This is a genomic window from Shewanella glacialipiscicola (assembly GCF_023283485.1).
In the GTDB taxonomy this organism is placed as follows: Bacteria; Pseudomonadota; Gammaproteobacteria; order Enterobacterales; family Shewanellaceae; genus Shewanella; species Shewanella glacialipiscicola.
This window is the reverse complement of sequence record NZ_JAKILU010000034.1, coordinates 1-24,542: the sequence shown is the minus strand read 5'-3', so window position 1 is coordinate 24,542 and position 24,542 is coordinate 1. Positions and strand designations below refer to the sequence as shown.

Genomic DNA, 24,542 nt, shown 5'->3' with positions numbered 1-24,542 from the left:
ATGTGTTGGCCAATCGCTGCTTTAGCGGCTATGACGACATTGTTGAGCAGTGTTCCATCGCATGGAATAGCTTCATAGAGAATAAAGAAAGAGTGAGTAAATTGTGCTCTAGACGATGGGTAATACTGACCAGTTAATTAATATAAATGGTATAACAAAACGCGTGCCCTTTCCAAACGTATAAAGACCTAAACCTAGGGTGAAAAAACCGAGTACTTGCAAGCCTGACGACATATTACTATCACCGCCAACGCTAATTGCCGTCACAAGCAATGCAAACCAGACCACCACATAAGCAGCTATCGCTAAGGTAAAAGTCTTAATCCCTATTTCCATATTAGGATGCCAAATTTTAAACTCACCGCGGATCAGTTCGGTCAAATTAGCCGTTAGCGCACCAATGATAGGGATAAGCGGAATAACCACAGGATTTAACATGACATAGTCCATCGAGATTGAATATGCCTGTCATTATCTGTGGCAAAAAAAATTAAACAAGCTTGATGAACAAAGGTTAATAATAAATATATCAAACAGTTAGAATGTGACTTTGTTCACAAGAAAAGTTGTATATTAAAGCCCGCAATACTTACAGGGTTTTAATTTATCCCATAAAAAATGCGCCATTAGGCGCATTTCTCTACTATCAAATTTTTAGGCTTTTTTAAACAGCAATGAACCGTTAGTTCCACCAAAGCCAAACGAATTACACAGTGCATAATCCATCTTCACATCACGGGCAGTATGGGCGACAAAATCTAAGTCACAACCTTCATCTGGATTATCCAAGTTGATGGTTGGCGGCACAATTTGATCGCGTAGCGCGAGTAAGGTAAAAATCGCCTCAACCGCACCAGCAGCCCCTAATAGGTGACCTGTCATCGATTTAGTCGAGCTCACTAATACTTTATTAGCTTGGGAGCCAAACACCGACTTAACCGCGGCAACCTCGGCTTTATCTCCTGCAGGGGTCGATGTACCGTGGGCATTGATATAACCGATTTGTTCAAGCGATAACTTAGCGTCATTAATGGCATTGACCATCGCAGCGGCCGCACCGGCACCATCGCTAGGTGGCGATGTCATATGGAATGCGTCGCCGCTCATACCAAACCCGACTAATTCGCCGTAAATGGTCGCTCCACGCGCTTTAGCATGTTCGTATTCTTCTAATACCATCACGCCAGCACCATCGCCTATCACAAAACCATCACGGTCTTTATCCCATGGGCGACTTGCTGCCATTGGATCGTCGTTACGAGTCGATAAGGCTTTAGCCGCGCTAAAACCTGCTACCCCCAAAGGAGAGGTGACATCTTCAGCGCCGCCAGCGACCATAACATCTGCATCACCATAGGCAATCGTACGCGCCGCAAAACCAATGTTATGTACGCCTGTAGTACAAGCGGTGGTGACAGCAAAGTTAGGTCCTTGCATACCAAACATGATCGACAAGTTACCCGAAATCATATTGATAATGGTGCTAGGTACAAAGAAAGGAGACACTTTACGTGGGCCGCCATTAATGAGTGCGCTGTGGCCTTGTTCAATCAGCCACATTCCGCCCATACCTGAGCCAATTGCGGTGCCGACTCGACCGGGATTTTCTTTGCTCATATCCAGACCTGAATCTTGGATAGCTTGGATACCCGCCGCCATACCATATTGAATAAAGAGGTCCATCTTACGGGCCTCTTTTTTTGTGACGTATTGCTCAATATCAAAATCTTTTACTGAACCACTGAAACGGGTAGAAAATTCACTGGCATCAAATTTGGTTATTGGTGCAATACCACTCTTACCAGAAAGCAACGCTTTCCAAGTAGTATCCACAGTATTACCCACTGGAGTTACTAACCCCAAACCGGTTACCACTACACGACGTTTAGACACGGCAGTCACCTTTAAATGCTAAATTTGTTAGTTTTGATAGATAAACACGGTTTTCTATCATTAGACAATTCTTTCAGAACGATTGATGTCAAAAAGAAGTCGCCAATCTGCGACGAGCATCTCGTGGATAACAGGATAAAACACGATCCAGAGACGATTGAATAGTACAGGGGCAGAATTTGACGGGGCTAAAACAAAAACAGGCGGCAAAAATGCCGCCTGTCTTCAAGAATTCAGAATTACTGATTCTTAGAAACGTAATCGATCGCTGCTTGAACAGTAGTGATCTTTTCAGCTTCTTCATCAGGGATCTCGGTGTCAAACTCTTCTTCCAGAGCCATAACCAACTCAACAGTGTCCAGAGAATCTGCACCCAGATCGTCAACGAAAGATGCTGCTGGTTTAACGTCTTCTTCTTTAACGCCCAGTTGCTCTACAATGATTTTCTTTACACGTTCTTCGATGTTGCTCATTAGTTTTCTTTCCTATTCAAATTACGCACTTGCGTAAGATTGCGAGTAGTTTATTAGATTTGGCTGACAATGCAAGCATAGTTTTCGTGGTCTAACCACGAAATTTCACCATCAATTGATACAGATCACTACTCAGTTGCGACAGTATCCCTGCCATTCGCCCTTAAACCATGTACATGCCGCCATTCACATGCAATGTTTCGCCTGTGATGTAAGCGGCGGAGTCCGAGGCCAAAAAGAGCACAGCGTTAGCAATTTCTTGCGCTTGCCCTAATCGTTCCATCGGAACCTGTGACATGATAGCTTTTTGCTGTTCTTCGGTCAGCTCATCCGTCATATCGGTCTGAATAAATCCAGGAGCGATAGCATTAACTGTAATTTGACGAGATGCAACCTCTCTTGCAAGAGATTTTGTAAATCCAATCAAACCCGCCTTTGCTGCCGAGTAATTAACTTGACCTGCATTGCCCATGGTGCCTACCACTGAACCGATATTGATGATTCGGCCAAAGCGCTTTTTCATCATGGTACGCATCACAGGTTTTGATAGTCTAAATAATGATGTCAGATTAGTATCAATAGTATCTTGCCATTCATCATCTTTCATCCGCATCAGCAGATTATCACGGGTTATACCCGCATTGTTGACAAGAATATCAACATCACCTACTTTTTCTTTAATCGATGCGAATAATTTTGTAACAGATTCAGTATCGGTGACATTAAGCACTAAACCAAAACCTTTGTCACCCAGATATTCTTGAATAGCTGCAGCACCCATCTCACTGGTTGCAGTGCCAATGACGACTGCACCCGCTTCGACGAGCGTCTCAGCGATGGCACGCCCAATACCGCGGCTCGCACCTGTCACCAAAGCCACTTTACCGGTTAAACTCAGATTAAAACTCATACAAATTCCTTACTCAGTTAATGCCGCTAATGAAGCAACGTCATTAACCGCTTGGGCTGATAATGATTTATTAATTCGTTTTGCTAAGCCTGTCAAGACTTTACCTGGGCCGCATTCCACCAGTTGAGTAATACCTTGTTGAGCCATGAACTCAACGGTTTCGCTCCAGCGCACAGGACAATATAACTGACGCACTAATGCATCTTTAATTTCATCCGCCGTTGTGGGAGAGGTAACATCAACGTTATTAATCACAGTAATATTAGGTACATTAAACTGGATATGGTTCAACGCAAGCGCGAGCTTATCTGCGGCTGGCTTCATTAGTGCGCAGTGTGATGGCACGCTAACAGGTAATGCCACTGCCATTTTAGCGCCTGCGGCTTTACAAGCCACTGCTGCGCGTTCAACTGCCTCTTTTTGACCAGCTATAACGACTTGACCAGGGCTATTAAAGTTAACCGGACTCACCACTGCACCTTGAGCCGCTTCAGCGCAAGTCTTGGCAATAGTGTCATTATCTAAACCAATAATCGCATACATAGCACCGGTTCCAGCAGGAACTGCTTGCTGCATCAGCTGACCGCGAAGCTCTACTAACTTAATTGCGTCTTTAAAATTTATCACACCCGCACACACTAAAGCAGAGTATTCGCCTAAGCTATGACCCGCTAACATGGCAGGCATAGGTTTACCTGAAGCCACATAGGCGCGCCAAATAGCAACACTTGCCGCTAATAAAGCGGGTTGGGTTTTATCGGTTTCATTTAAGCTTTCAACAGGACCTTGCTGAACTAAAGCCCAAAGGTCGTAACCTAGTACGTCACTCGCCTCAGCAAAGGTTTGTCCAACAACTGCGTGTGATTGTGCAAGCTCAGCTAACATGCCAAGGGCTTGTGAGCCTTGACCAGGAAATACAAAAGCAACACTTTCCATATTTAAATTATCCATGCCTAACTTATTTATTAATATTTTATAATGCGATAACTGTATATAACATGCAGTTTAGAGTGTAAAACGCTAGAAACGCACTAATGCACTGCCCCACGCAAATCCGGCACCAAATGCTTCAAGTAACAGTAAGTGCCCACGTTGAATACGGCCGTCACGCACCGCTTCATCTAGGGCAATCGGCACTGATGCTGCAGAAGTATTACCGTGTTTTGCTAAGGTTAATACCACTTTATCGAGACTCATATCGAGCTTTTTAGCTGTCGCATTAATAATGCGAAAGTTAGCTTGGTGCGGTACTAACCAATCAATCTCTGACTTATCGATATTATTAAGACGTAGTGTTTCAGTCACCACGTTAGATAACTGAGTCACAGCAACTTTAAAGACGTCATTACCTTTCATTGTCATAAACCCTGCGGCCGCAGTGGTTTCCCCTTGGCGAGGCGGAAAAGCACACTTTAACAAATCTGCATGACGACCATCGGCATAGATGTGTGTTGAAATAATACCTGGAGTATCCGCGGCGCCAATCACAACTGCGCCAGCACCATCACCAAATAAAATAATAGTTGTACGATCCTCTGGCTCACAAAGACGAGATAAAACATCAGCACCAATGACTAATACTTTCTTAGCAGCGCCTGTTTTAACAAATTGATCGGCAACAGATAAAGCATAAACAAAGCCTGAGCAAGCCGCAGCAATATCAAACGCAGGAATAGAATGCACTCCAAGCATGGCTTGGATTTCACAGGCTGCAGCAGGAAAAGCATTTGGAGCACTCGTGGTACCACAAACGATCATGTCTAAATCTGATGCTTCTATGCCAGCCATTTCGAGCGCTTTTAGCGCAGCTTGATAACCCATAGTTGAAACGGTTTCATCGAAGGCCGCAATACGACGTTCTGATATGCCGGTACGTTCCACAATCCATTGGTCAGTGGTTTCTACCATCTTTTCCAAATCTTGATTGCTGCGCACCTGCACGGGTAGATAACTACCAGTTCCGAGAATTTTTGTATGCATAAGGAGGGATCAGTTATTTATATCTAAAAGAATCGACTCCAAACGATCTTTTATCATTTCAGGGAGTCGACGTTGAGCTTCCGTCACTGCTAAATTAATTGCTTGTAAATAGGCAGTTTCGTCCGCATTTCCATGGCTTTTTACCACTATTCCTCGCAATCCTATCAGACTTGCGCCGTTATAGTGGTCGGGGTTCATCTGGCTTAACACCGCCTGAATACGTGGGGCGATAAGTTTAGCTAGAAAACGAACAAATAAACCTTGGGTTAATCCCAGTTTTAACTGATGTACCAATAATTTGGCAATCCCTTCTGAAGTCTTTAGCGTGATGTTACCCACAAAACCATCACAAACAATCACATCTACATTACCAGAGTAAATTTCATTGCCTTCAATAAAACCTGTGTAATTGATTTGCTCTGTCTGTTGCAGTAACTGCGCGGCTTGCTGAACTTGATCGTTACCTTTAATTTCTTCAATGCCAACATTGAGCAAGGCAACTTTTGGCCGAGATTTTTTATCTACCGCTTCACACAGGACTGAACCCATCACGGCAAATTGAAATAAGGTTTCTGAATCACAGGAAATATTAGCGCCCAAATCCAGTAAATAAACCGGTTTTTGAGTCACGGCAGGCAAGCAGCTCACTAATGCGGGCCGATCAACGCCTGGCAAGGTTTTGAGTAATACTTTTGCCATCGCCATTAGTGCACCGGTGTTACCAGCACTCACACACGCTTGCGCGCGTTCATCACGCACTAATTCAATAGCCAATCGCATTGAGCTGTTTTTACGCGTACGTAAGGCATGCACTGGTCTATCAGACATACTCACGACTTCATCGGTATGAATGATTTCTATACGTGAAAGTAAACTCGCTTCAGCTTGGTGTAGATAGACATCAATTTCAGTCTTATCACCGACTAAAATGATTTTTAGAAAAGAATGTAATTGTAGTGCCCGCAAGGCTGCAGGCACTGTGACGTGGGGGCCATGATCTCCCCCCATTACATCTAACGCGAGCGCCAGATTCGTCATTAGGAAAACAACAAATTACTTGTTGATTACCTTTTTACCGCGATAAAAACCATCTGCAGTCACATTGTGACGCATATGAGTTTCACCGCTGGTAGCGTCTACAGACAGCTGAGCAGTGCTCAGTGCGTCATGTGAACGGCGCATTCCGCGCTTTGAACGTGATTTTTTGTTCTGTTGTACAGCCATTGGCCTGTCTCCTAGATTACTTGCTCTTCAGTTTTTCTAACACTGCAAACGGATTTGGACGCTCCTCATGAGCGGGTTCGATCTCGCCTACAACTATGTCTTTAGATCCCGCACTACAATCAATTTCTTGATGCATTGGGATTATCGGCATAGCGACTATCAATTCATCTTCGATTAATTGATGTAGACGCACTTCGCCAACTTCATTGCACTCAATTGGGTCATACGCATCCGGGAGCTCATCGATTTCTGCCTTAGTCCGGCATGGACCGAAACAAAACTCGACCGTAACCTCAGTGGTAAATAGCGTCATGCAACGTTGACATACTAGAGTGAGCTCCGTCACAGCCTTCCCTTTCAGGTAGACTATCCCCTGTAAATCTACGCCACATTCAAGCGACACTGCCACATCGGAACAGTCGCCGGCACATAACTCAGTTAATCTTTTCAATTGCACGCCAGGAACTGTGCCGTGATAAACTTGGCGGCTCGTGGCGGCGCGAAATGGATCAATTGAAACCGGTATCTTTACTGTTTGCATAAGGCGCGCATATTATAGTTTGAAAACGCTAGAGTCAAAGAAAAAATACTAACTTAAGTCCCAGTTTGCGACTTAAGCCTTTCTCCAGCCCCAACATTGAAATTGACGTGGGCGAAATAGTACCCAAGCATGAGGCTGCATACAAGCATAAGCCGCCTAAAATAGCCGCATTTGCTGAAAAGAAAGCGCAAAAAACGAAACTGTTGCGCACTCTAGCTCAAATTGGTCACAATATAGGTCACTTTTTTGCGGAAATTCATTTATGCCAAACCCATTAATCTTAGCTTCGACGTCTGTATACCGACTATCGCTCCTACAAAAACTCGGGTTAGCCTTCGAGTGCTGCAATCCTGATATCGACGAAACAGCACAGAGCAATGAATCGGCCCATGCATTAGTCCTTAGACTTGCCAAAGCAAAAGCACTCGCCGGTGCAACACAATTTGCAGATGGATTGATCATAGGTTCAGATCAAGTTGCAGTTATTGATGGCCAGACTATTGGTAAACCTCATCATTTTGATAATGCTGTTAAGCAGCTCACCCAAGCATCAGGTAAAGCCATCACCTTTTATACTGGGCTTGCACTTTATAATGCCGCAACGGATGTAATGATCGCCGAAGTTGAACCTTTTACGGTGCATTTTAGGCACCTCACACATGCACAAATTGTGGCCTACGTAGAAAAGGAAGAGCCCTATTACTGTGCCGGAAGTTTTAAGAGTGAAGGTTTAGGTATCGCTTTATTTACGCAGCTTGAAGGTCGCGATCCCAATACCTTGGTTGGCTTACCACTAATACTACTGACTGAGATGCTGCTTATCCAAGGTGTAGACGTTTTGGCATAGTTCACTTTGGTTTTTAGCTTAATATGCGTCGATTTTACTTAGCGCACTTTATTTATTGAAGAAAAAGCGTAAACAGAACGGATTGTAGATACGCTTTATCGGCCAAAGGATAAGGCACATATAACTCAATAAAGAAGGTTACATAGAAATGGCGTTTATCGACATGCCAGCATAAACAGCATACTTAGAGGTATTGCAGTAATTGCTCTGGCGAGTCAATCAAGGCAATAGGTCTTGCCCGCAATAGCGTTTCTGCACTGTGGGCACCGTAGGTCACGCCAATGCTATCAATCCCAGCATTTGCCGCCATGGTCAGATCCAATAGAGAATCCCCCACCATCAATGCACGTTCAGGTGCGATATTCAATTCGTGAAGCAAGCTTGAAATCATATCAGGGTGGGGTTTACTGCGCACTTCATCAGCACAGCGTGACGCGACAAAGTACCTTCCAAGCCCAGTTTGTTCAAAAACGCGCTCAAGACCTACGCGGGCTTTACCTGTTGCGACAGCCAATTGGTAGCCTTGGGTATGCAAGTTATTAATTAAAACGGGCGCTTGTGCAAAGAGCGGCGTAGGCGTGGTGTCTAAATATAAATATTGTGCTTTAAACTCGGCGCGCATCTGTTGATATTCATCATCAGGGCTTTGGCTAGACTCATTCTTAGAGAACGAACGTTGAGCACATACTGAAGAAGCGCTGACCTTGAGCCCTTGCGGAAACAGAACTCGCAGCGCTTCTGTCATAGACAAGCCGATAATATCACGAATATCATTTTCAGTTGGGATAGGCAGGTGCAATGCTTTAGCCATGTTTTCAATGCAGATGATAATTTTACCAATGGAATCCATCAGCGTGCCATCCCAATCAAAAATCACTAAATCATATTGCTTTATCTTCATCCTTGAGTCCTATCCCTACTGCTTACACGCGCTTTAACTTGTCCAATAATTGTGACAAATTATTATCTAAAGGTGCAGAAACCCGCATCACTTCATCATTTTCAGGATGAATAAACATGAGCTCAGCCGCATGTAAAAAGAGGCGAGTCAACCCCAATGAACGCATGCTATCGTCAAACCCTTGCTCACTGTATTTGTCATCACAGGCAATAGGATGACCAGCAAACTGGCAATGCACACGAATTTGATGAGTACGCCCCGTAACAGGGCTGGCCTTAACTAAAGTACAACCTTGGTAACGCTGCATAATTTTAAAGCGCGTTTCTGACGGCTTACCTTCGGCGTTGACACGCACGATACGCTCACCAGATTTAAGGGTAATTTTCAATAAGGGCTGTTGAACCGCTTTATCTTGAGCTGACCATTCACCTTTCACTAAGGCCAAATAGTCTTTTTGCATCTTTTTATGTCTAAGCTGATCATGCAGATGTTTGAGAGCACTTCGCTTTTTAGCAACCAATAAAACACCAGAGGTATCTTTATCGAGGCGATGTACTAACTCTAAAAACTTCTGCTGAGGACGCAATGAACGTAGCGCTTCAATGACGCCATAATCGACACCGCTACCGCCATGTACCGCTATTCCAGCAGGTTTATTTAACACGATCAGATGATTATCTTCATGCAAAATACGATCTTCAAGCTGCGACACTTTGGTTAAATTAGCCGATGGCGCAGTACGATTGTCTGGCTCCGCCACTCTGACAGGCGGAATACGTACTATGTCGCCAATCTGCAACTTGTATTCAGGTTTAATACGTTTCTTATTAACTCTAACTTCACCCTTACGGACGATGCGATAGATCATGCTTTTTGGCACGCCCTTCAGCTTAGTCATTAAGTAGTTATCGATACGCTGTTCGAAGTGATCTTCATCAATGGTGATCAATTGAACTTGTTGTGGGGTGGATTCTGTATTCATGATGCGCCATCTAATTATTACGGCGGTCATTGTACAACAACTGAGAAGAATTGTGCCTTTCCATTGCTGAATTTTTTGATTGTTGCTATATTTCACCTGCGATTAGGGATAACCCGTGGATAAAGTGTTCACAAGCTCCCTGTCCCAAGCGAAAAGTATCATGGATAAAAAAATATTTTCTTGATAGCAACTCATTGATTTGCAAGTCGTAGATGAAGTAAAAATACCATAAATGCGTTTTTACGATTAAATCGAGAAAGTCACCTTAAATTTATAAGGTTTTCCTGAAATTTTTCTCCCAGATTTCGAAACATATTTTAACTTGTCGTCAGACAAACCGATTCGACTTGGGCATTACCGGAACGAAATTAAAGAATTTATGGGGTTGGTTGATGTTTTACAACGAATTCCTTGTTTTTGTAATCATTAAAAAATAAGCCATAAATAGGATGCGACACGCAGCGACTGCGTCTAACAGTAATGCGCACCTTGCCTAGCCACAAGCCGTGAGGCTTTGTAGACCACAGCTAGGCCCGTAATGCAGCGAAACGCGATGTTTGATGACCTCTATTTAAAGAAGAATGACGTCATCATGAAACGTATGTTAATCAATGCGACTCAATCAGAAGAGTTGCGTGTTGCCCTCGTTGATGGGCAACAACTGTATGATCTAGATATTGAAAGTCCAGGTCATGAGCAAAAAAAATCAAATATTTATAAAGGTAAAATTACCCGCGTAGAACCGTCTCTAGAAGCCGCGTTCGTTGACTATGGCGCCGATCGTCATGGCTTTTTGCCGCTAAAAGAAATTGCCAGAGAGTATTTCCCTAAAGGATATTCTTTCCAAGGTCGGCCAAATATCAAAGAAGTCGTCAGTGAAGGACAAGAAGTCATTGTTCAAATTGATAAAGAAGAGCGTGGCAATAAAGGCGCGGCATTAACTACCTTTATTAGCTTAGCGGGCTCTTACTTAGTGTTAATGCCAAACAACCCTCGCGCTGGCGGGATTTCTCGTCGTATCGAAGGTGATGAGCGCACTGAGTTAAAAGAAGCACTGGCTGATTTAGAAGTGCCTGCTGGCATGGGCCTTATTGTGCGTACTGCTGGTGTAGGTAAAGAATCTGCTGAATTAAAGTGGGACTTAAAAGTTCTACAACATCACTGGGCTGCAATCACCGAAGCGGCACAAGTTAAGGGCGCCCCTTTCTTAATTCACCAAGAAAGTAACGTCATTGTTCGCGCTATTCGTGATTATTTACGCCGCGATGTGGGCGAAATCCTCATCGATCACCCACGTATATTCGAAGATGCGAAGCAACATATTGCTTTAGTTCGTCCTGATTTCGTTGAGCGCGTAAAACTTTACGAAGCTGAAGTGCCATTATTCACTCACTTCCAAATCGAATCACAAATTGAATCAGCCTTCCAACGTGAAGTGCGTCTGCCTTCTGGTGGCTCAATTGTCATCGACCCAACTGAAGCCTTAACCTCAATTGATATCAACTCTGCCAGAGCAACTAAAGGTGGAGATATTGAAGAGACTGCACTAAATACTAACCTTGAGGCTGCCGATGAAATTGCCCGTCAATTACGTTTACGCGATCTAGGCGGTTTAGTGGTTATCGACTTCATCGATATGACGCCAGTGCGTCATCAACGCGAAGTTGAAAACCGCTTACGCGATGCCGTACACCATGACCGCGCTCGTGTGCAGTTAGGCCGTATTTCACGCTTTGGTTTAATGGAAATGTCACGCCAGCGTCTACGCCCATCTCTAGAAGAGTCTGCTGCGCATATCTGCCCTCGCTGTCATGGCCAAGGTACAATTCGTAGTACTGAATCGCTCGCGCTGTCGATTCTGCGCTTGATGGAAGAAGAAGCCATCAAAGAAAATACATCGCAGATTGAAGCGATTGTGCCTGTTGATGTGGCTGCATTCTTGTTAAACGAGAAACGTAAAGCTATCCGCATTACAGAACAACGTCACAATGTCGAAGTGTATATTATCCCAGATGCACACATGATGACTCCGGATTACCGAGTTATCCGCCATCGTAATGACGATGAAATCAGCGAATCAAGCTACAAACGTATTGAGCAGCCAGAAGCTAAGTTGTATGAACCCCGTAAATTGGAACGTACAACCGCAGCTGCGCCAGCTTTAAAAGGTTATGCCGCACCACAAAAAGTGGAACAAGCGCCATCACCAACGGTAAAAGAGCAACCATCACAGCCAGGCTTCTTCAGTAAGTTAGTGAGCGCGATCAGTGCTATGTTGGCACCAAGTGAAAAAGCTGAGCCAGTAAAAGCCGCTGAAATTAAAACTGTTGACACAAGCGCAGCTAACGCAAACCGTCGCAATCGTCGTAATGACACTCGACGCCCACGTAACGCCCAAGATGCCGACAAGACAAAAGAAGGCACTCGCGAGCCACGTAGTCGCAATCCAAGAAAACCTGCGGATGCGATAGCAACGACACAAGAGCGCCCTACTCAAGATAAAGATGAAGCGGCAAAACGTCCGATAAAAACGGAATCTAAACCACGAGTTCAAGCACCAAAAGACGTTATTGCGGATGTTGATACTGACACCGATGCTCCGAAGCAAGAAGTTGCCCGCGAGCGTCGTCAGCGTCGTAATATGCGTCGCAAAGTGCGTATTGATAATGGCCATAACACGCCAGATAACGCGATACCTATTTCTCCTGAAGACGTTGCTGAAGTGTTGGCCGAGATTGCAGCCGTAAATGCAGCAGCTGTCACTATCGAAGTAAAAACTGCAGTAGTTACTGAAACAACAGAAACGAGAACACCAAGAACTCGCCGCCAACCTCGTAGAGATGTGGCATCGGCCCAAGACTCGATAGATAGTGAAGTTTTAGATAGTGAAGTTTTAGATAGTGAAGTTTTAGATAGCGAAGTGTTAAAAAATGACGCGGAAACCTCGACGATAGAAGCATCAAGTATTGCTGTTATCGAAACTGAAATAGCAACAGAAAGCACAGCGCCAACAGATGCCTTATCGCAAGATAACGACATTGAAAGTACAGATAATGATAGTCAGTCAAAACAAGAGCCAAGGGAAGGTCAACGTCGCAGCCGTCGTAGCCCACGCCATCTTCGAGCTGCGGGTCAACGTCGTCGTCGTGATGAAGATGACCAAGGTACATCTACGCCAGCACAATTTATTCCTAACGACGAGTTAGGTGCTGACCAAGAGTATCCTCGTGAAATAGCCAGTGTTCGCGTTGAAGCACCTGTTGCAATAGAACCAGCTCAGCTAGAAGCCGCTATTGTAGAGCTCGTAAAAACGACTGCAGTTGAACCCACTCAAATAATTGCAGCGCCTAAGTCTGAAACACCCGTTGAAGTTAAAACAGAAACACCTGTTGAAATGACCAAAGCAAGCGATATCGAGACAACGGAAACTAAGTCGATTGTTGAGACTCAAGCAGCAGAAACCATTGTGCAGCCAAAAACTGTTGAAGTGAACGTTGATTTTACATCAACAATTGAAACACCAGTAATGGTAAACGTGCCAGACAAGCAAGCTGAAACTGTGGTTCAAACAATATCTACTACAGAGCCAAATGTTGTAGTGAAAGAAGCGGTTAAAGCAACGTCTTCTGCGCCGATGGCAAAACCTGCGACCTTTGCAAAACCTCAATTAACACCACAAATTGCATCTAGCGTAATAGCAAAGCCTGTCATTGATGTTGTTGCCAAACCAAAGGTCGCTAGTCGTTTTGGCTCTATGGTGTCATCTGATATGACTAAACCGATGGTTGAGGTAAGAGAGCAAGTTGCTGTACCTAAAGGGCGTGAGTATGAAAATACTGCGACTGAAGAAGCTTCTAGCGCTAAAATCAAATTGGGAAATAGTGCAGAATCGGATATGGCTCGCCCATAATCACTCAGGCTCAAAAGATAGCTAAATAAGAAATGCAATCGCATTAATGCCGCTCACTTAAGGTGAGCGGCATTTTTTATGGTGAACTTTAAATAACCTGAACTAGTGAGCAGAAATAGAACTCATACACTTTTTGTGTCATACCAATTATGTTATCTAATAGATAAAGAACTAATTCTTTCATTTTTCTTATGACGCCCTGCGATATTTCAGCATTAGCTCAATTGGAAAGGTGCATGTAATACCAATCACATTGGCTATGTTCACGTTAACGGTGTCTGCATAGCCAATATGCTATTTTCATTTGGATTATCATGGGCTTCAAAGAATCTAAACCAGCCTAAGTAGTTCGGAAGATATTTAGTTGCTACACCCCGAAAGGTATTTATCCATAAATGCAGTCGGCTATGTTACGCATTGACATTTTGAATATGAAAAACACCCTCTTTGACTCGCTTGCCATGACTTGCATTGAGTATCTTATGCTCTACTTTCATATCCTGAGTCATTTTTAGGTAGGAAAGAAAGCCATCGCTACACACCACTGAATCCGCAGCTATTTTATTTTCTAGCAACCCTAATAATGTGACACTATCGGCGCTATCGAGGCATTCATCGAATACCTGTTTGTTTCTATCTCTGGCCACAAGGACCGCGACCCAATCACCTTTCCCTCGTCCGCGACCAGCACAATCTCCACCTCTCTTATGGGCTTTACGTGAGAGTGTACGACTGCCTTTCTCTGAATAGCGAAATAAGGTCTCATCGATTTCAACGATACCAGACAATCTTTGCGCTTTGACTTTATTGGGTAAGGAAAGAAATTGGTGGCGCCATTTAAAGGCTGTTTTAACTGATATATTACAGCGCTTTGCGCTCTTTCTTATAGGAAGGTTGTCTAGCATGCCTGTGAAGTATGGCAGCCATTTGTCTAAGAACCGCATTCTATAGAATGGGTGTGTTAATGGTGCTGCGTATTCCGGCGATTGCGATCGGTCATTTCGGTTTAAACCGATCACCTAAATCATCTTTTTCTCTCGCTCCTATTTTTACCCTAAGTGATCGGATTGCGCTAGCTTTCTCATCGATTCACCACCCAATTCTATTCGGTGGCTGTTGTGGATTAACCGATCTAATAACGCATCGGCGATGCGTGGCATTGCCGATCATGTTGTACCACTCTTTTACCGGCAGTTGGCTTACCACTATTGTGCTGCTTTGTTGGTATCGATCTCCCAGCACTTCCAGCAGATGACTCGCTTGCTCCTGGGTCAGCTTCTCTAGCCCCCAGTCATCGATTATTAGCAGGGCTTTTTTCGATAGCGCCAGCAGTTGCTTTTGATAACTACCGTCTAATTTCCACGAGCTTAGGTCATCCAGGAGTCGGCTTAGGCGAGAGTATCTGACGCTGTGTTGTCCCTCACAGGCTTGCTCTGCGATGGCACAGGCGACATAAGTCTTTCCGGCTCCCGTTGCCCAGTTATCAAGATGTTTTGATGTTTGTGCAAGTAACTGCCCGTTAGCAGCTCACTCATCTTAGCCCGCATCAGGCCGCGTCCTTCCTTATAAATCAGTTGGCTCGCTTGTGCGTTGAGCCGTAGTTTGGCTTGGCGCTTGAGCCGTTGGATTTTGGTTTGGTCTCGATTTAACAGCTCGTATTCCAGCAGCAAGCCCAGCCTTTCTTCGAAGCTCAATTCAGCGTAGGTCGAGAGTTGCTCTCGTTGTTGCTCTAGTGCCTGAGCCGCATGCCCTAGGCGTAATGTTCTTAGTTGTTCATTCAGATGGTTCATGATTCTTTCTCCTAGTGGTAACGGCTTGGGCCGCGGACATTGCTGTGCTCGATATTGGGCGTGCTGGTGTTATCGCTCGACAGTTTGCCTTCACGGTGGTTGCTGAGCAGGTTTTTGATGAACTTTAGATAGGGCTTGTCGACCAGTACCGCATCTTTACATGCTTACTCTAAACGATTGTCGCCATGATGCCGGCTGAGATTGAGTAAGCCTAAACAGCTACGGTAAGCCTGCTCTGGATGTGCCTTGCTTTGTAACTGTGCATTAACGACTGCTGGGATGCTGTGCAACCAGGTTACCTTGATGGTAAATCTTCACCAGTCTTGAGGAGGCTTCTAGCTCGACATGTTCACCCACCAGCGGGTGTGGCACCGAGTAGTAGTGTTGCTTATATTGGATGTGATAGTCAGGGCCAACCTTGGCACGTTTAGTTTCGGTATAAAGATAGGGCTGTACCGGTAATAGCTTTAGTGCTGGCTTATCTAACATTTCAAATAAGGCTTGGCGGCTAGCCCCGAGTTGTCGCATCTCACGCTGATTGAGGGCATGCATTAAGTCACGGACGGCAATGTTCAGCTCTGCATAGGTATGAAACACTTGATGACGTAGGCGCATTAAGATCCAACGATTAACACCGCATTTTCAGCCTTGGCTTTATCCTTGGGTTTATAAGGCCTTGCTGGCATCACCGCCGTGCAGTAATGATTGGCCAGCTTACGATAACTGTCGTTCAAGGTGGGTTCATAGCGGCAGGGCTAAGTCACAGCCGCTCTGAGATTATCTGGCACGAGCAAGTGCGGCACACCACCGAAGAACTCGAAGGCATTAACGTGAGCCTGCAACCAGCATTCAAGCCGCTGGCTTCTACTGGCTTCGACATAGGTGTAATTAGAGGCTCCCAGTGTCGCGACGAAGATCTGCGCCGTTCTCACTTCGCGAGTCTCAGGATTAACGATAGGAACCGTTGGGCCGCAGTAATCGATAAAGAGCTTGTCACCTGCGATTTGGTGCTGGCGCATACTGCGTTTCTGAGTCCCCAACCAGCGAGTATATTATTCGCAAAACTGAGTGTAACCATAGGCACAGGCCTGATACTGAGTGTGGTACTCCTCCCACAGTAGACGCTTGGTCATGCCTTTACGTTTCAACTCTTTACAGTACAGAGCAAAATCTGGCATCACCTTATGCTGTGATGGCCCCTTGTCTTGATACAAAGCCTGAGTGAGTTGCAAACCTGATGTGCCATCGGGAAGTGGCCAACCTAATTCGCTGAGTTTAAAGCGACTGAGTATTTCAAAGACGGTAGAGCAACCGATTTTGACACAGGTAGCGATGTTGCGATTGGAGAGTTGGCAATCGAATTTGCGGCGTAACACCTCTTTGATTTTAGTCATAACGATTCTCTTTTTTGGCATTGTCGCTCCGATGGCAATATTTGATGCCAATAATGGTAGCGACTAATTGATTTAAAAGAGAAAAAAGAATGAATCCGCGATAATCCGATCATGGATTCCGGAGTTAGGCCTAAAATGACCGGATTATCGCGGAATGAGTGTTCGGATTAAACCGAAACAGGTGATCGGTTTATCGCGGAATCGGTGATCGGATTACTCCGAAACATGCAGGTGCACATGAACGTTTTATGACAAGCATGACAGCGATATCGCTGACGGCCATTAGGTTTTCCATGGCGTTTAATGTGACAGGCGTGACAATCGGGGCATTGGGGGTTGATGGTGAAATTCGCCTCAAGCATATTAATGCATGAACCACTATCAAGTTGTTGCTGTAAAAAGAAATGAGTAAACGTTGCTGTTCAAAGGGTAACTCTGCCGCTTGTTGCTCAAGGTCTAACAAACATGAAGTCATGTCTGGAACTCCTATAGAGAGCTGCACATAATTATAGTGTAGCAACACTTAACTAAAACATAGCCAATGGAATTGGTATTAGTTGATTTGACGATATTTATGAGCGTATGGAACGTGTTTATAATAGCTAGACAAATCGCGACCAACGGTACTTTCGAAAATAGATAAAGGTTAGCCATTTAATTAACCGATTTACTGTAAAGCAGTACGTCAGGAAGTAATTGATCTGAGATGGGAGAGTAATAAATTAATCAAATTTGCCAGAACATAATTAACTATCAACTGAGAAAGGTTCGAATTTAAAGCTCTCTGCCAGTGGTAATACTTCATTAATTAGTAGTCTAATTATCGTATTTTAGTAGTCTAATTATCGTATTTCACACATCGCAGCTGAGTTTATGAAGAAGCTAAACATATTTTATATTTTACACAAATAAAAAGAGCTATGGAATAAACCATAGCCCTTTGATCCATTGCTCTTAGCCTGAAGCTAACAGCACTGAAAATTAACCAACGATAGTTACGTTTTCAGCTTGTGGACCTTTTTGACCTTGAGTCACAGTGAAAGACACTTTCTGACCTTCATCAAGAGTTTTGAAACCGTCAGAGTTGATCGCACGGAAATGTACGAATACGTCTGGACCAGATTCTTGCTCAATGAATCCGAAACCTTTGTCAGAGTTGAACCACTTAACAACACCAGTAACTTGAGACATAATATAAATCCTGTAAATAAAAAATTAAAGCCTTAACGGCGGTGGAGCTGGAAAATGCCGGTATTACTTATGTTTACAGGACGAACTGGTCGTATTGAACACATAAATATAAGCCAAACCTTCAAGCTAATTAAGACTATAAACCATTCTAAAGATAAGTCAACACACAGTGACATTTTGAATTATTTATTTTGCCTACATTTACTCTATAGTTTTGCAACCGGCTAGCTGAACACTAAGTTCATGCTGTTTCACCAGTATAGTAAAGCACTTTAAATATTTTATTTCAATAGCTTAATCTACGTTATCACCTTGAAATTCGATGTACTTCAATTTGGAAATCTAGCTCACAATTCAGCCCTTGTGAGGCAAGTAATTGTTTTTGAGCATCGGTAAACTTCCAAGCATAGGGAGTCATTTCTAAAAAATGAGCAATATGTTCGGTATGAGTCAATTCGAGCTGGGATTGCAGTCGTTCTTGATGCAAACATTCGAATCCCAAAATATGCGCCGTGGATTCGGGATGTAACCTAGGCTCGGCATAAATCTGTTTTTTTAGTGCAAAATGGTGCAAAGGGCCAGGTGAAACAGTGATTAAGATACCGCCATTAGCCATAACCCTGTGTAGCTCTTCAATTTTTGAAGGTGCATAAATACGAATCGCCAGATCGACACTTTGGGCGTCAATGGGCATTTCATAAGCACTTGCCACGCAAAACTGTAAATGAGGATATCGCTTAGCAGCATACTTTATTGCTGACTTAGAAATATCAATGCCTTGTAAGTTGCATTTATGGTGCTGATTTAACGAATAGAATAAACGCTGACTGTAGTACCCTTCCCCACAGCCTATATCAAGGATCTGTTTTGTTTCAGGCGCAAACTCAAGTGCAAGCTTATTCACTCTATCACTCAAGCCTTGATAATAGCCTGCGTTTAAAAACTCACGCCGAGCAAACATCATCTGCTTGTTATCGCCAGGATCTTTTGAGTTTTTCTTCTGTACAGGTAATAAGTTGACGTAACCCTCTTTGGCTACATCAAACTGGTGCTGCTGTGGACAACCCCAAGTTCGCTCCGTTAACGCCAAAGGTGCGGCGCACAAGGGACATAAATAGTGCATAGTGGACTCTTATCGTTTACTAAATTGGAGTAACTACCGCTTACGTGTCGTCTTCCATTAATCGGTCAACCATCTGGATCAGTTCAGGTGGGGCAAGCAACTCATAACACTCTAATTTTCTTAATAATTTATCTGTGCTATCCATATCATTAGCTGAGCGATTATAATTTGGACGTTCAAACATATGGGTATAGGTTCTAAATAACCACTGCTGTTTCTGAAGTAATAATGGGATAAGTTTTAATGCTTCATCGGCAAGACTGGTGTGACTGTGCCCCAAATCGCCACGTAAAAACGTTTGCAATTCTAACCTAACTTGCTCGATTTCTGCCATGTCAATGGCAAGAGATTCGGATGATGCCGCATAATCGTATTGTCTTGCTAGCAGCGCTTTAGCGACTATTAATGCTTTGGGCTCATGTAAAACACGTAAATCAGCTTCTAAAGGTACTAATTCAAACTTGGAATCAACTTGTAATGCAAAGGTTAAGCAATTATTTGTGTCTTGGCAGTTAGTCATATCTAAGGAAAAAGAAATACCTCGTCTTAATTCTGCCGCACAAAACTTTGCAGCTGTTCCCATTCGCGTATAAAGTCGAAAACCTTGCCCAATACTACGAGTTAGCGGTGCATTGAAAGCCTGAGAACTGTGCGGTAATGGTTCGACCTTTAGACCCATAAACGGTTGGAAGCGAATTGTAATATTTTGCCGAGTACAGGCATCCGCAATGACGATGACCTCTAGCAAAGGTGCACTGATCGCCTGTAATACCATAAAATCACTGATATCGTCGGGTAACCGCAACGTGAGTATTGATGTTTTTTCGGCATCGAGCACTATGGGTTCATTTAGAAAATGATGATACATAAGACATTATTCCCCTATTCAAGCGCAATTGTACCGTCTAATCCCTATAAAAATCACCTAGTAAACCGTTATATTCCCAAGTTAATGACTTCGTTTTAGCCATGCCGTAAATATTCATTCTGAGTATTTAGGTGTTAAGATGTGACTATTCAACAAACTGTCATTTGAATCTAATTTATGTCTAATCATTCTCAGCCAAGTATATTCTGGCACGATTATGAAACACAAAAAATAAAGACAAATTTAAAGCTAAATTAACAATGGCTTACAGAAATTTTCCACTTAAAAATCTAATTTTCGATGTCATTGGGTACATAAATGGGTACGCATATTTTTATTCGACAAATTAGAAATATCATGACAACTCTTACATAATCGAGTCGATTCCGACTCAAATGAGATTCATCTTTTCAAAGCTTTCTAGAATGAACCACAACCACCAACAATCACTTGTTAACACATAAAAATCAAACACTTATAAAATAAAAACAACACTAGCAGTTGTTAATTAATTCATAGGAACATAACTACTATGGGTAAATATACTGCCAATAAAGAAAGTCAATTAATCAAAGCTAGATATTATAAAACACGCTAAAGTAACCCAGACTCTTTGCAATACACCTTCAATCGAGGCACTGGACTGCCCAGATTCTTATTGACAAATGTCACCTAAGTTTTTGTCAATGTTCTGAAACTCGATTGAAGTAACACGACTAATTGCAAACACGAAAATGGACAGAAGTTTGCCAGCCACTTTAATAATTTAGCAATCCATGAATTAGTTAAGGTATGGAAAGTCACTTAACAACGTGTCTAGCCTGACTGGAGCAGCTCACAGATGAGGGGGTCTTTTTACAATCTAGTAAATAATCACTGATTCTGTTCGTGGTTGTAGTTCTTTTCGTTCAATCTAGGTCACAACACTTCAAAAAATGAATGTATACCCGCCCTACATTGATCTATATTATCCATCAAGTAAGTTAACTCTTGATATATTTATAGCCTTTCGCATTTGGCGGGCGTGCCTTCCTTTATAGGTATGAAGTAACAATCACAAGTATGGTGCCATGTTTAATACTAAACTGAAAATTGAAAATGAACGGTTGAAACAAGAACTATCGGACTTAAAAACGCGGTATGAAACCGAGTTAGAGGCAATGCGTCAGCAACTTTCATGCAGCACTGAACAAAACAGAACTACACAGTCCCAACACAAGCTTAGCATTGATCTCATGCTCAGTAGCCTAAAAGGTGGCGTCATGCTTCAAGCTATCCGTGATGGGATGGCAACCAGTGCGCACGCACTTGAAAATGAAAACCATGAACTCGAGAAGCTTGACGAACTCTTTAAACAGACACATCAAGCCCTTTCCCGACTAGATACTCGTGCAGAGAAGATTAGCCATCAGGCTAATAGCAGTAAGGAGTCAGTTACCACACTCGATAAAACAGCAAATTCCATTAATCAGTTAGTATCGACTATTCAGGAGATTTCTGATCAAACGAACTTACTAGCATTGAATGCAGCAATAGAAGCGGCACGAGCTGGTGAAGCGGGGCGTGGATTTGCTGTAGTCGCTGATGAAGTTAGGACACTTGCAGGTAAGGCTCACGAGGCAAGTAAACAGATAGATACTCTGGTAAATCAAGTGCTAACTCAGGTTGCTTCTATCAAAAGCTCTATTGAAGAGAACGAGGTATGCGCTGAGGAGGTATCTGCTTCTAGTGCTCAAATTGGAACGATAGTAAATGAAGTCTTGGTCAAATCAGAGCATATGCAGGTAGTGATTCATATCGCAGCAACAAGAAGCTTTCTTGATACTGTTAAGCTTGACCATGCGGTATGGAAAAACAACATTTATCATTTACTTGAGAAACAATCCTTCGATGAACAAGTTAATTCGCATGGAGAATGCCGCCTAGGTAAATGGTATTATCAGTGTGATGGGCTGCAATATAGTCATCTTAGTTCCTACAAAGCACTGGAAGAGCCACATCAACAGGTGCATGAATTTGGTCGTAATGCGATGGATGCTGGACGCAGCGAGAACTTCACTTCACTAATTAAATCCGTTAATGATATGGAGAAGGCCAGTGAATCAGTGGTCAATGAGTTAGATAGCCTTCTCGAACAGATTGTGGCTAACCACTAATCAAGGTAAAGTCTGTTTCGGGTTGCATGTTTATTCAAAAACAGCAATTAGAACACATTGCGGCTGTTTTAGGAGTTTTGAGCATCACGGTTTAACTTCATGCTATTAGGAAATGCACTCCAATATTCAGTACCATGCTTCGCACTGAGTATTGGAGTAAGCAGATAAAGGAGTAGATCTAAGCTAGTCAAACTAGCTAACTGGGTGTTGGACGTACTTTCTTTACCTCACTCGTACTAAATCAAATCCATGTGCGATTCCGCTCTTAAATTCATTTTCGAGAGGCTTTTTTGTGCCGACCAACTTTGCAACGATCAGCCCTATCTCATTCGATAGTTAGCATAGTTCGAGGTCTTCTGTAGGGAGTGATTTCAATTGTGACGAAAGGACCTTAAGAAATTCATCAGTGTTTACCGTTGGTTCTGTATTCAAAATAATACTCCTACCTAAATAGCTTCAATCAACTAGACACTACACTGATTAGAAAAAGTAGGTCAAATACTCGCCCGTAAAAAATGCCTGATAAATGAGCTAACTTTGAAAGGGGCAATAGCAAGCTAAGTCCCATAGCCCATTTCTGGACAAATATTAGTTAGAGTTAAAATTCAACAGTAATTAGCATATCCGTTTTATCTGAATACTTATTCAAAAACATAAAAAGTACGAGATAGCCAGTTCCTGAGCTACCTCGTTAGATGAGAAGTGCGTTATTCTTCTAGGTATGTAGCAAAAGTATTAAAATTATCAGCTTTAACAAACTTAGCTGGGTTCTCTATGGCTCCACCGTTTTTGTCTTGTGATAACGCTTTAAAGTGCTCAATACCACAATCAATTTTAGCTTGCTCAGAGGCTCGTAAATCATCAGAGAAGATACTTGATTTGGTCTCTACTACAAAATAAAGCTGATCACCCATACCATCATCTTTATCGATCAAAACAGCCCAATCGGGATTATAGTTACCTAATGGAGTATCAATCTTAAACCACGCTGGTAATTTAGCGTAAAGCTTAACATCCGTTGACTCTTCAAGCTTTTCTGCAAATTCAAACTCTGTATCAGAATCGCAAATGATATAATCATAAACAGACTTGTTTGCTTCAACCATACTCTTAAGGTAACCAGTCAACTCTTCTTCTTGGAACAACTCTTGAGCATAATAATCTTCATCACCAATTCGGTGATAAGAGATACCGTCCACAATAGCCAACCGCATTTGCTTACGGATCACTTCACTTGTAAGTTCGATAAATCGTTGTGGATTATTCTTAAATGCCTCTAATTTATCACCAAGCCCAAGTAAAATCTCTACAACCGTCTTTCGGGTTAAGTTTGTATTTGACTCAAGATAGGTCACTACGTCAGGAAGTTGGAAATTACGGTTACGGTAATATTGAATCTTTGACTCTTCGTCAAATGTCTCTAGCTCGGCCTCAGTGATTGCCACTTTGACTTTTTTATATTCAAATTTTGCACTTGCAACAGCAACTGATGCCCTGATCTCCTTGATACACTTCTCTACAAGCTCACCAACACTAAAATTAACTCGATATGTCGTCTTGTACTTAATTCTGTCCCAAAGCGCTTTAAAATCATCACCAAGCACTATCTGCTTACCATTATCTTCACGAAGTTTAGCCGTTTTCTTTTCTTCGTGTTTCTTGATACTCAAACCTTTGGCTACTTTGGTTAAAGTTGCAAGAATTGCATCTGAATGCGGTTGAACACTTTCAGGAAGACTCACCGTGTTATCAGCTAAATCAGCTTTTAGAGAATCTTGAATTTTGCCATTTTTATCTATGTAGCCTTTATCGGCTAAGTGCTGATAAATTTCTTCCGACCTTCTAGCCCCAAGAAACTCTTTAGTGCCATGCTCGTCAGAGATAACAATATTCGCAAACTGATGTTTTTCTACTGCGCCAAACTTAATGCCCTCTTCTTCCTCTATCTCTTTTTGCAATGCTGCAACAAACTGCTCATAAGATTCATTAGCCATAACCGTAAGTGTATTGACCTCAAACCCATAAGGCACACGCTCGCCAGACTGATCGACAGCTAAGCGTAAACCGCGGCCAATCTCCTGACGTTTTTTCATCACAGAGTTAGTTTCGTTTAGGGTACAAATTTGGAATACATTAGGATTATCCCACCCCTCTTTTAGCGCAGAGTGCGAGAAAATAAACCTAAGCTTTTCATCCATCGATAAAAGCTTTTCTTTGTCTTTCATAATCAAGTTATATGCAGACTCATCAGCAGCCGTTTTACCACCTCCCCCTGTGTCAGGATTGTTGTCACCCCTAAATAATCATTATGTTTAAAGACAGGGTGCGGCAAAAGAGAACGATATGGCTCGGTATTCAC

20 protein-coding genes and 4 pseudogenes are annotated in these 24,542 nt (G+C 42.9%); 4 read left to right on the top strand and 20 right to left on the bottom strand.

The features are described 5' to 3' along the window. A pseudogene (locus L2717_RS16970) lies at nt 1–137 on the top strand (IS630 family transposase); the annotation flags it as partial. Here L2717_RS16970 and L2717_RS16965 read toward each other — a convergent pair. The 9 genes from L2717_RS16965 to yceD form a co-directional block, all read right to left on the bottom strand. Then, complete coding sequence (locus tag L2717_RS16965; protein ID WP_220773464.1) at nt 109–438, bottom strand: hypothetical protein; 330 nt, start codon at nt 436–438, stop codon at nt 109–111. The pseudogene L2717_RS16970 and the gene L2717_RS16965 sit on opposite strands and share 29 nt — an antisense overlap. A gap of 216 nt (nt 439–654) precedes the next feature. Next, nucleotides 655–1,893 (bottom strand): beta-ketoacyl-ACP synthase II, encoded by a 1,239-nt coding sequence (gene fabF, locus L2717_RS16960; protein ID WP_220773463.1) that lies wholly within the window; start codon nt 1,891–1,893, stop codon nt 655–657. Between the two features lie 239 nt (nt 1,894–2,132). Then, nucleotides 2,133–2,366, bottom strand: a complete 234-nt coding sequence (acpP, locus tag L2717_RS16955; protein ID WP_006081231.1) for an acyl carrier protein — start codon at nt 2,364–2,366, stop codon at nt 2,133–2,135. Nucleotides 2,367–2,529: 163 nt separating this feature from the next. After that, nucleotides 2,530–3,276, bottom strand: coding sequence for a 3-oxoacyl-ACP reductase FabG (fabG, locus tag L2717_RS16950; protein ID WP_220773462.1), 747 nt, complete (start codon nt 3,274–3,276; stop codon nt 2,530–2,532). A 9-nt stretch (nt 3,277–3,285) separates the two neighbouring features. Then, nucleotides 3,286–4,212 (bottom strand): ACP S-malonyltransferase, encoded by a 927-nt coding sequence (fabD, locus tag L2717_RS16945; RefSeq protein WP_220773465.1) that lies wholly within the window; start codon nt 4,210–4,212, stop codon nt 3,286–3,288. Between the two features lie 84 nt (nt 4,213–4,296). After that, a complete protein-coding gene (locus L2717_RS16940; RefSeq protein WP_220773461.1) occupies nt 4,297–5,256 on the bottom strand; it encodes a beta-ketoacyl-ACP synthase III in 960 nt (319 codons plus the stop codon). Between the two features lie 9 nt (nt 5,257–5,265). Beyond that, nucleotides 5,266–6,294: a phosphate acyltransferase PlsX gene (gene plsX, locus L2717_RS16935; protein ID WP_220773460.1), complete on the bottom strand. Its 1,029-nt coding sequence runs from the start codon at nt 6,292–6,294 to the stop codon at nt 5,266–5,268. Nucleotides 6,295–6,309: 15 nt separating this feature from the next. Further along, complete coding sequence (gene rpmF / locus L2717_RS16930) at nt 6,310–6,480, bottom strand: 50S ribosomal protein L32 (protein WP_076498383.1); 171 nt, start codon at nt 6,478–6,480, stop codon at nt 6,310–6,312. Nucleotides 6,481–6,496: 16 nt separating this feature from the next. Next, complete coding sequence (gene yceD, locus L2717_RS16925) at nt 6,497–7,021, bottom strand: 23S rRNA accumulation protein YceD (RefSeq protein WP_076498380.1); 525 nt, start codon at nt 7,019–7,021, stop codon at nt 6,497–6,499. A 262-nt stretch (nt 7,022–7,283) separates the two neighbouring features. Between yceD and L2717_RS16920 the strand changes: the two genes are divergently transcribed. After that, nucleotides 7,284–7,868, top strand: coding sequence for a Maf family protein (locus L2717_RS16920; protein WP_220773459.1), 585 nt, complete (start codon nt 7,284–7,286; stop codon nt 7,866–7,868). A gap of 184 nt (nt 7,869–8,052) precedes the next feature. Here L2717_RS16920 and L2717_RS16915 read toward each other — a convergent pair whose 3' ends face one another. Continuing rightward, on the bottom strand, nt 8,053–8,769 hold the full coding sequence (locus L2717_RS16915; RefSeq protein ID WP_220773458.1) for an HAD family hydrolase: 717 nt from the start codon (nt 8,767–8,769) through the stop codon (nt 8,053–8,055). 22 nt (nt 8,770–8,791) lie between these two features. Next, nucleotides 8,792–9,751 (bottom strand): 23S rRNA pseudouridine(955/2504/2580) synthase RluC, encoded by a 960-nt coding sequence (gene rluC / locus L2717_RS16910; protein WP_220773457.1) that lies wholly within the window; start codon nt 9,749–9,751, stop codon nt 8,792–8,794. A 538-nt stretch (nt 9,752–10,289) separates the two neighbouring features. On the opposite strand from rluC, the gene rne reads away from it, so the two are divergent. Further along, a complete protein-coding gene (rne, locus tag L2717_RS16905; protein WP_220773456.1) occupies nt 10,290–13,661 on the top strand; it encodes a ribonuclease E in 3,372 nt (1,123 codons plus the stop codon). Nucleotides 13,662–14,071: 410 nt separating this feature from the next. Here the strand turns inward: rne and L2717_RS16900 are convergent, their stop codons facing one another. The 8 genes and pseudogenes from L2717_RS16900 to L2717_RS16870 form a co-directional block, all read right to left on the bottom strand. Beyond that, a complete protein-coding gene (locus L2717_RS16900; protein ID WP_281421748.1) occupies nt 14,072–14,605 on the bottom strand; it encodes an IS1595 family transposase in 534 nt (177 codons plus the stop codon). A gap of 105 nt (nt 14,606–14,710) precedes the next feature. Then, nucleotides 14,711–14,821, bottom strand: a complete 111-nt coding sequence (locus L2717_RS18285) for an ATP-binding protein (protein ID WP_428847848.1) — start codon at nt 14,819–14,821, stop codon at nt 14,711–14,713. Nucleotides 14,822–14,876: 55 nt separating this feature from the next. Next, a pseudogene (locus tag L2717_RS18275) lies at nt 14,877–15,451 on the bottom strand (ATP-binding protein); the annotation flags it as partial. Between the two features lie 11 nt (nt 15,452–15,462). Then, nucleotides 15,463–16,866: pseudogene (gene istA, locus L2717_RS16890) on the bottom strand (IS21 family transposase). A 218-nt stretch (nt 16,867–17,084) separates the two neighbouring features. Then, nucleotides 17,085–17,183 (bottom strand): annotated as a pseudogene (locus L2717_RS16885) (IS1/IS1595 family N-terminal zinc-binding domain-containing protein); the annotation flags it as partial. 643 nt (nt 17,184–17,826) lie between these two features. After that, nucleotides 17,827–18,036 carry a cold-shock protein gene (locus tag L2717_RS16880; protein ID WP_006081219.1) on the bottom strand — a complete coding sequence of 70 codons (210 nt, stop codon included), beginning with the start codon at nt 18,034–18,036 and terminating at the stop codon, nt 17,827–17,829. Nucleotides 18,037–18,343: 307 nt separating this feature from the next. Continuing rightward, complete coding sequence (gene rlmA, locus L2717_RS16875) at nt 18,344–19,159, bottom strand: 23S rRNA (guanine(745)-N(1))-methyltransferase (RefSeq protein ID WP_220773453.1); 816 nt, start codon at nt 19,157–19,159, stop codon at nt 18,344–18,346. A 40-nt stretch (nt 19,160–19,199) separates the two neighbouring features. Beyond that, nucleotides 19,200–20,027 carry a hypothetical protein gene (locus L2717_RS16870; RefSeq protein ID WP_220773452.1) on the bottom strand — a complete coding sequence of 276 codons (828 nt, stop codon included), beginning with the start codon at nt 20,025–20,027 and terminating at the stop codon, nt 19,200–19,202. 1,070 nt (nt 20,028–21,097) lie between these two features. Here L2717_RS16870 and L2717_RS16865 point away from each other — a divergent pair. Then, entirely contained in the window at nt 21,098–22,183 is a 1,086-nt protein-coding gene (locus L2717_RS16865) for a methyl-accepting chemotaxis protein (protein WP_220773451.1), read from the top strand. 707 nt (nt 22,184–22,890) lie between these two features. On the opposite strand, the gene L2717_RS16860 is transcribed toward L2717_RS16865, so the two are convergent. Further along, complete coding sequence (locus tag L2717_RS16860; protein ID WP_246611757.1) at nt 22,891–24,408, bottom strand: restriction endonuclease; 1,518 nt, start codon at nt 24,406–24,408, stop codon at nt 22,891–22,893. Nucleotides 24,409–24,542 lie beyond the last annotated feature (134 nt).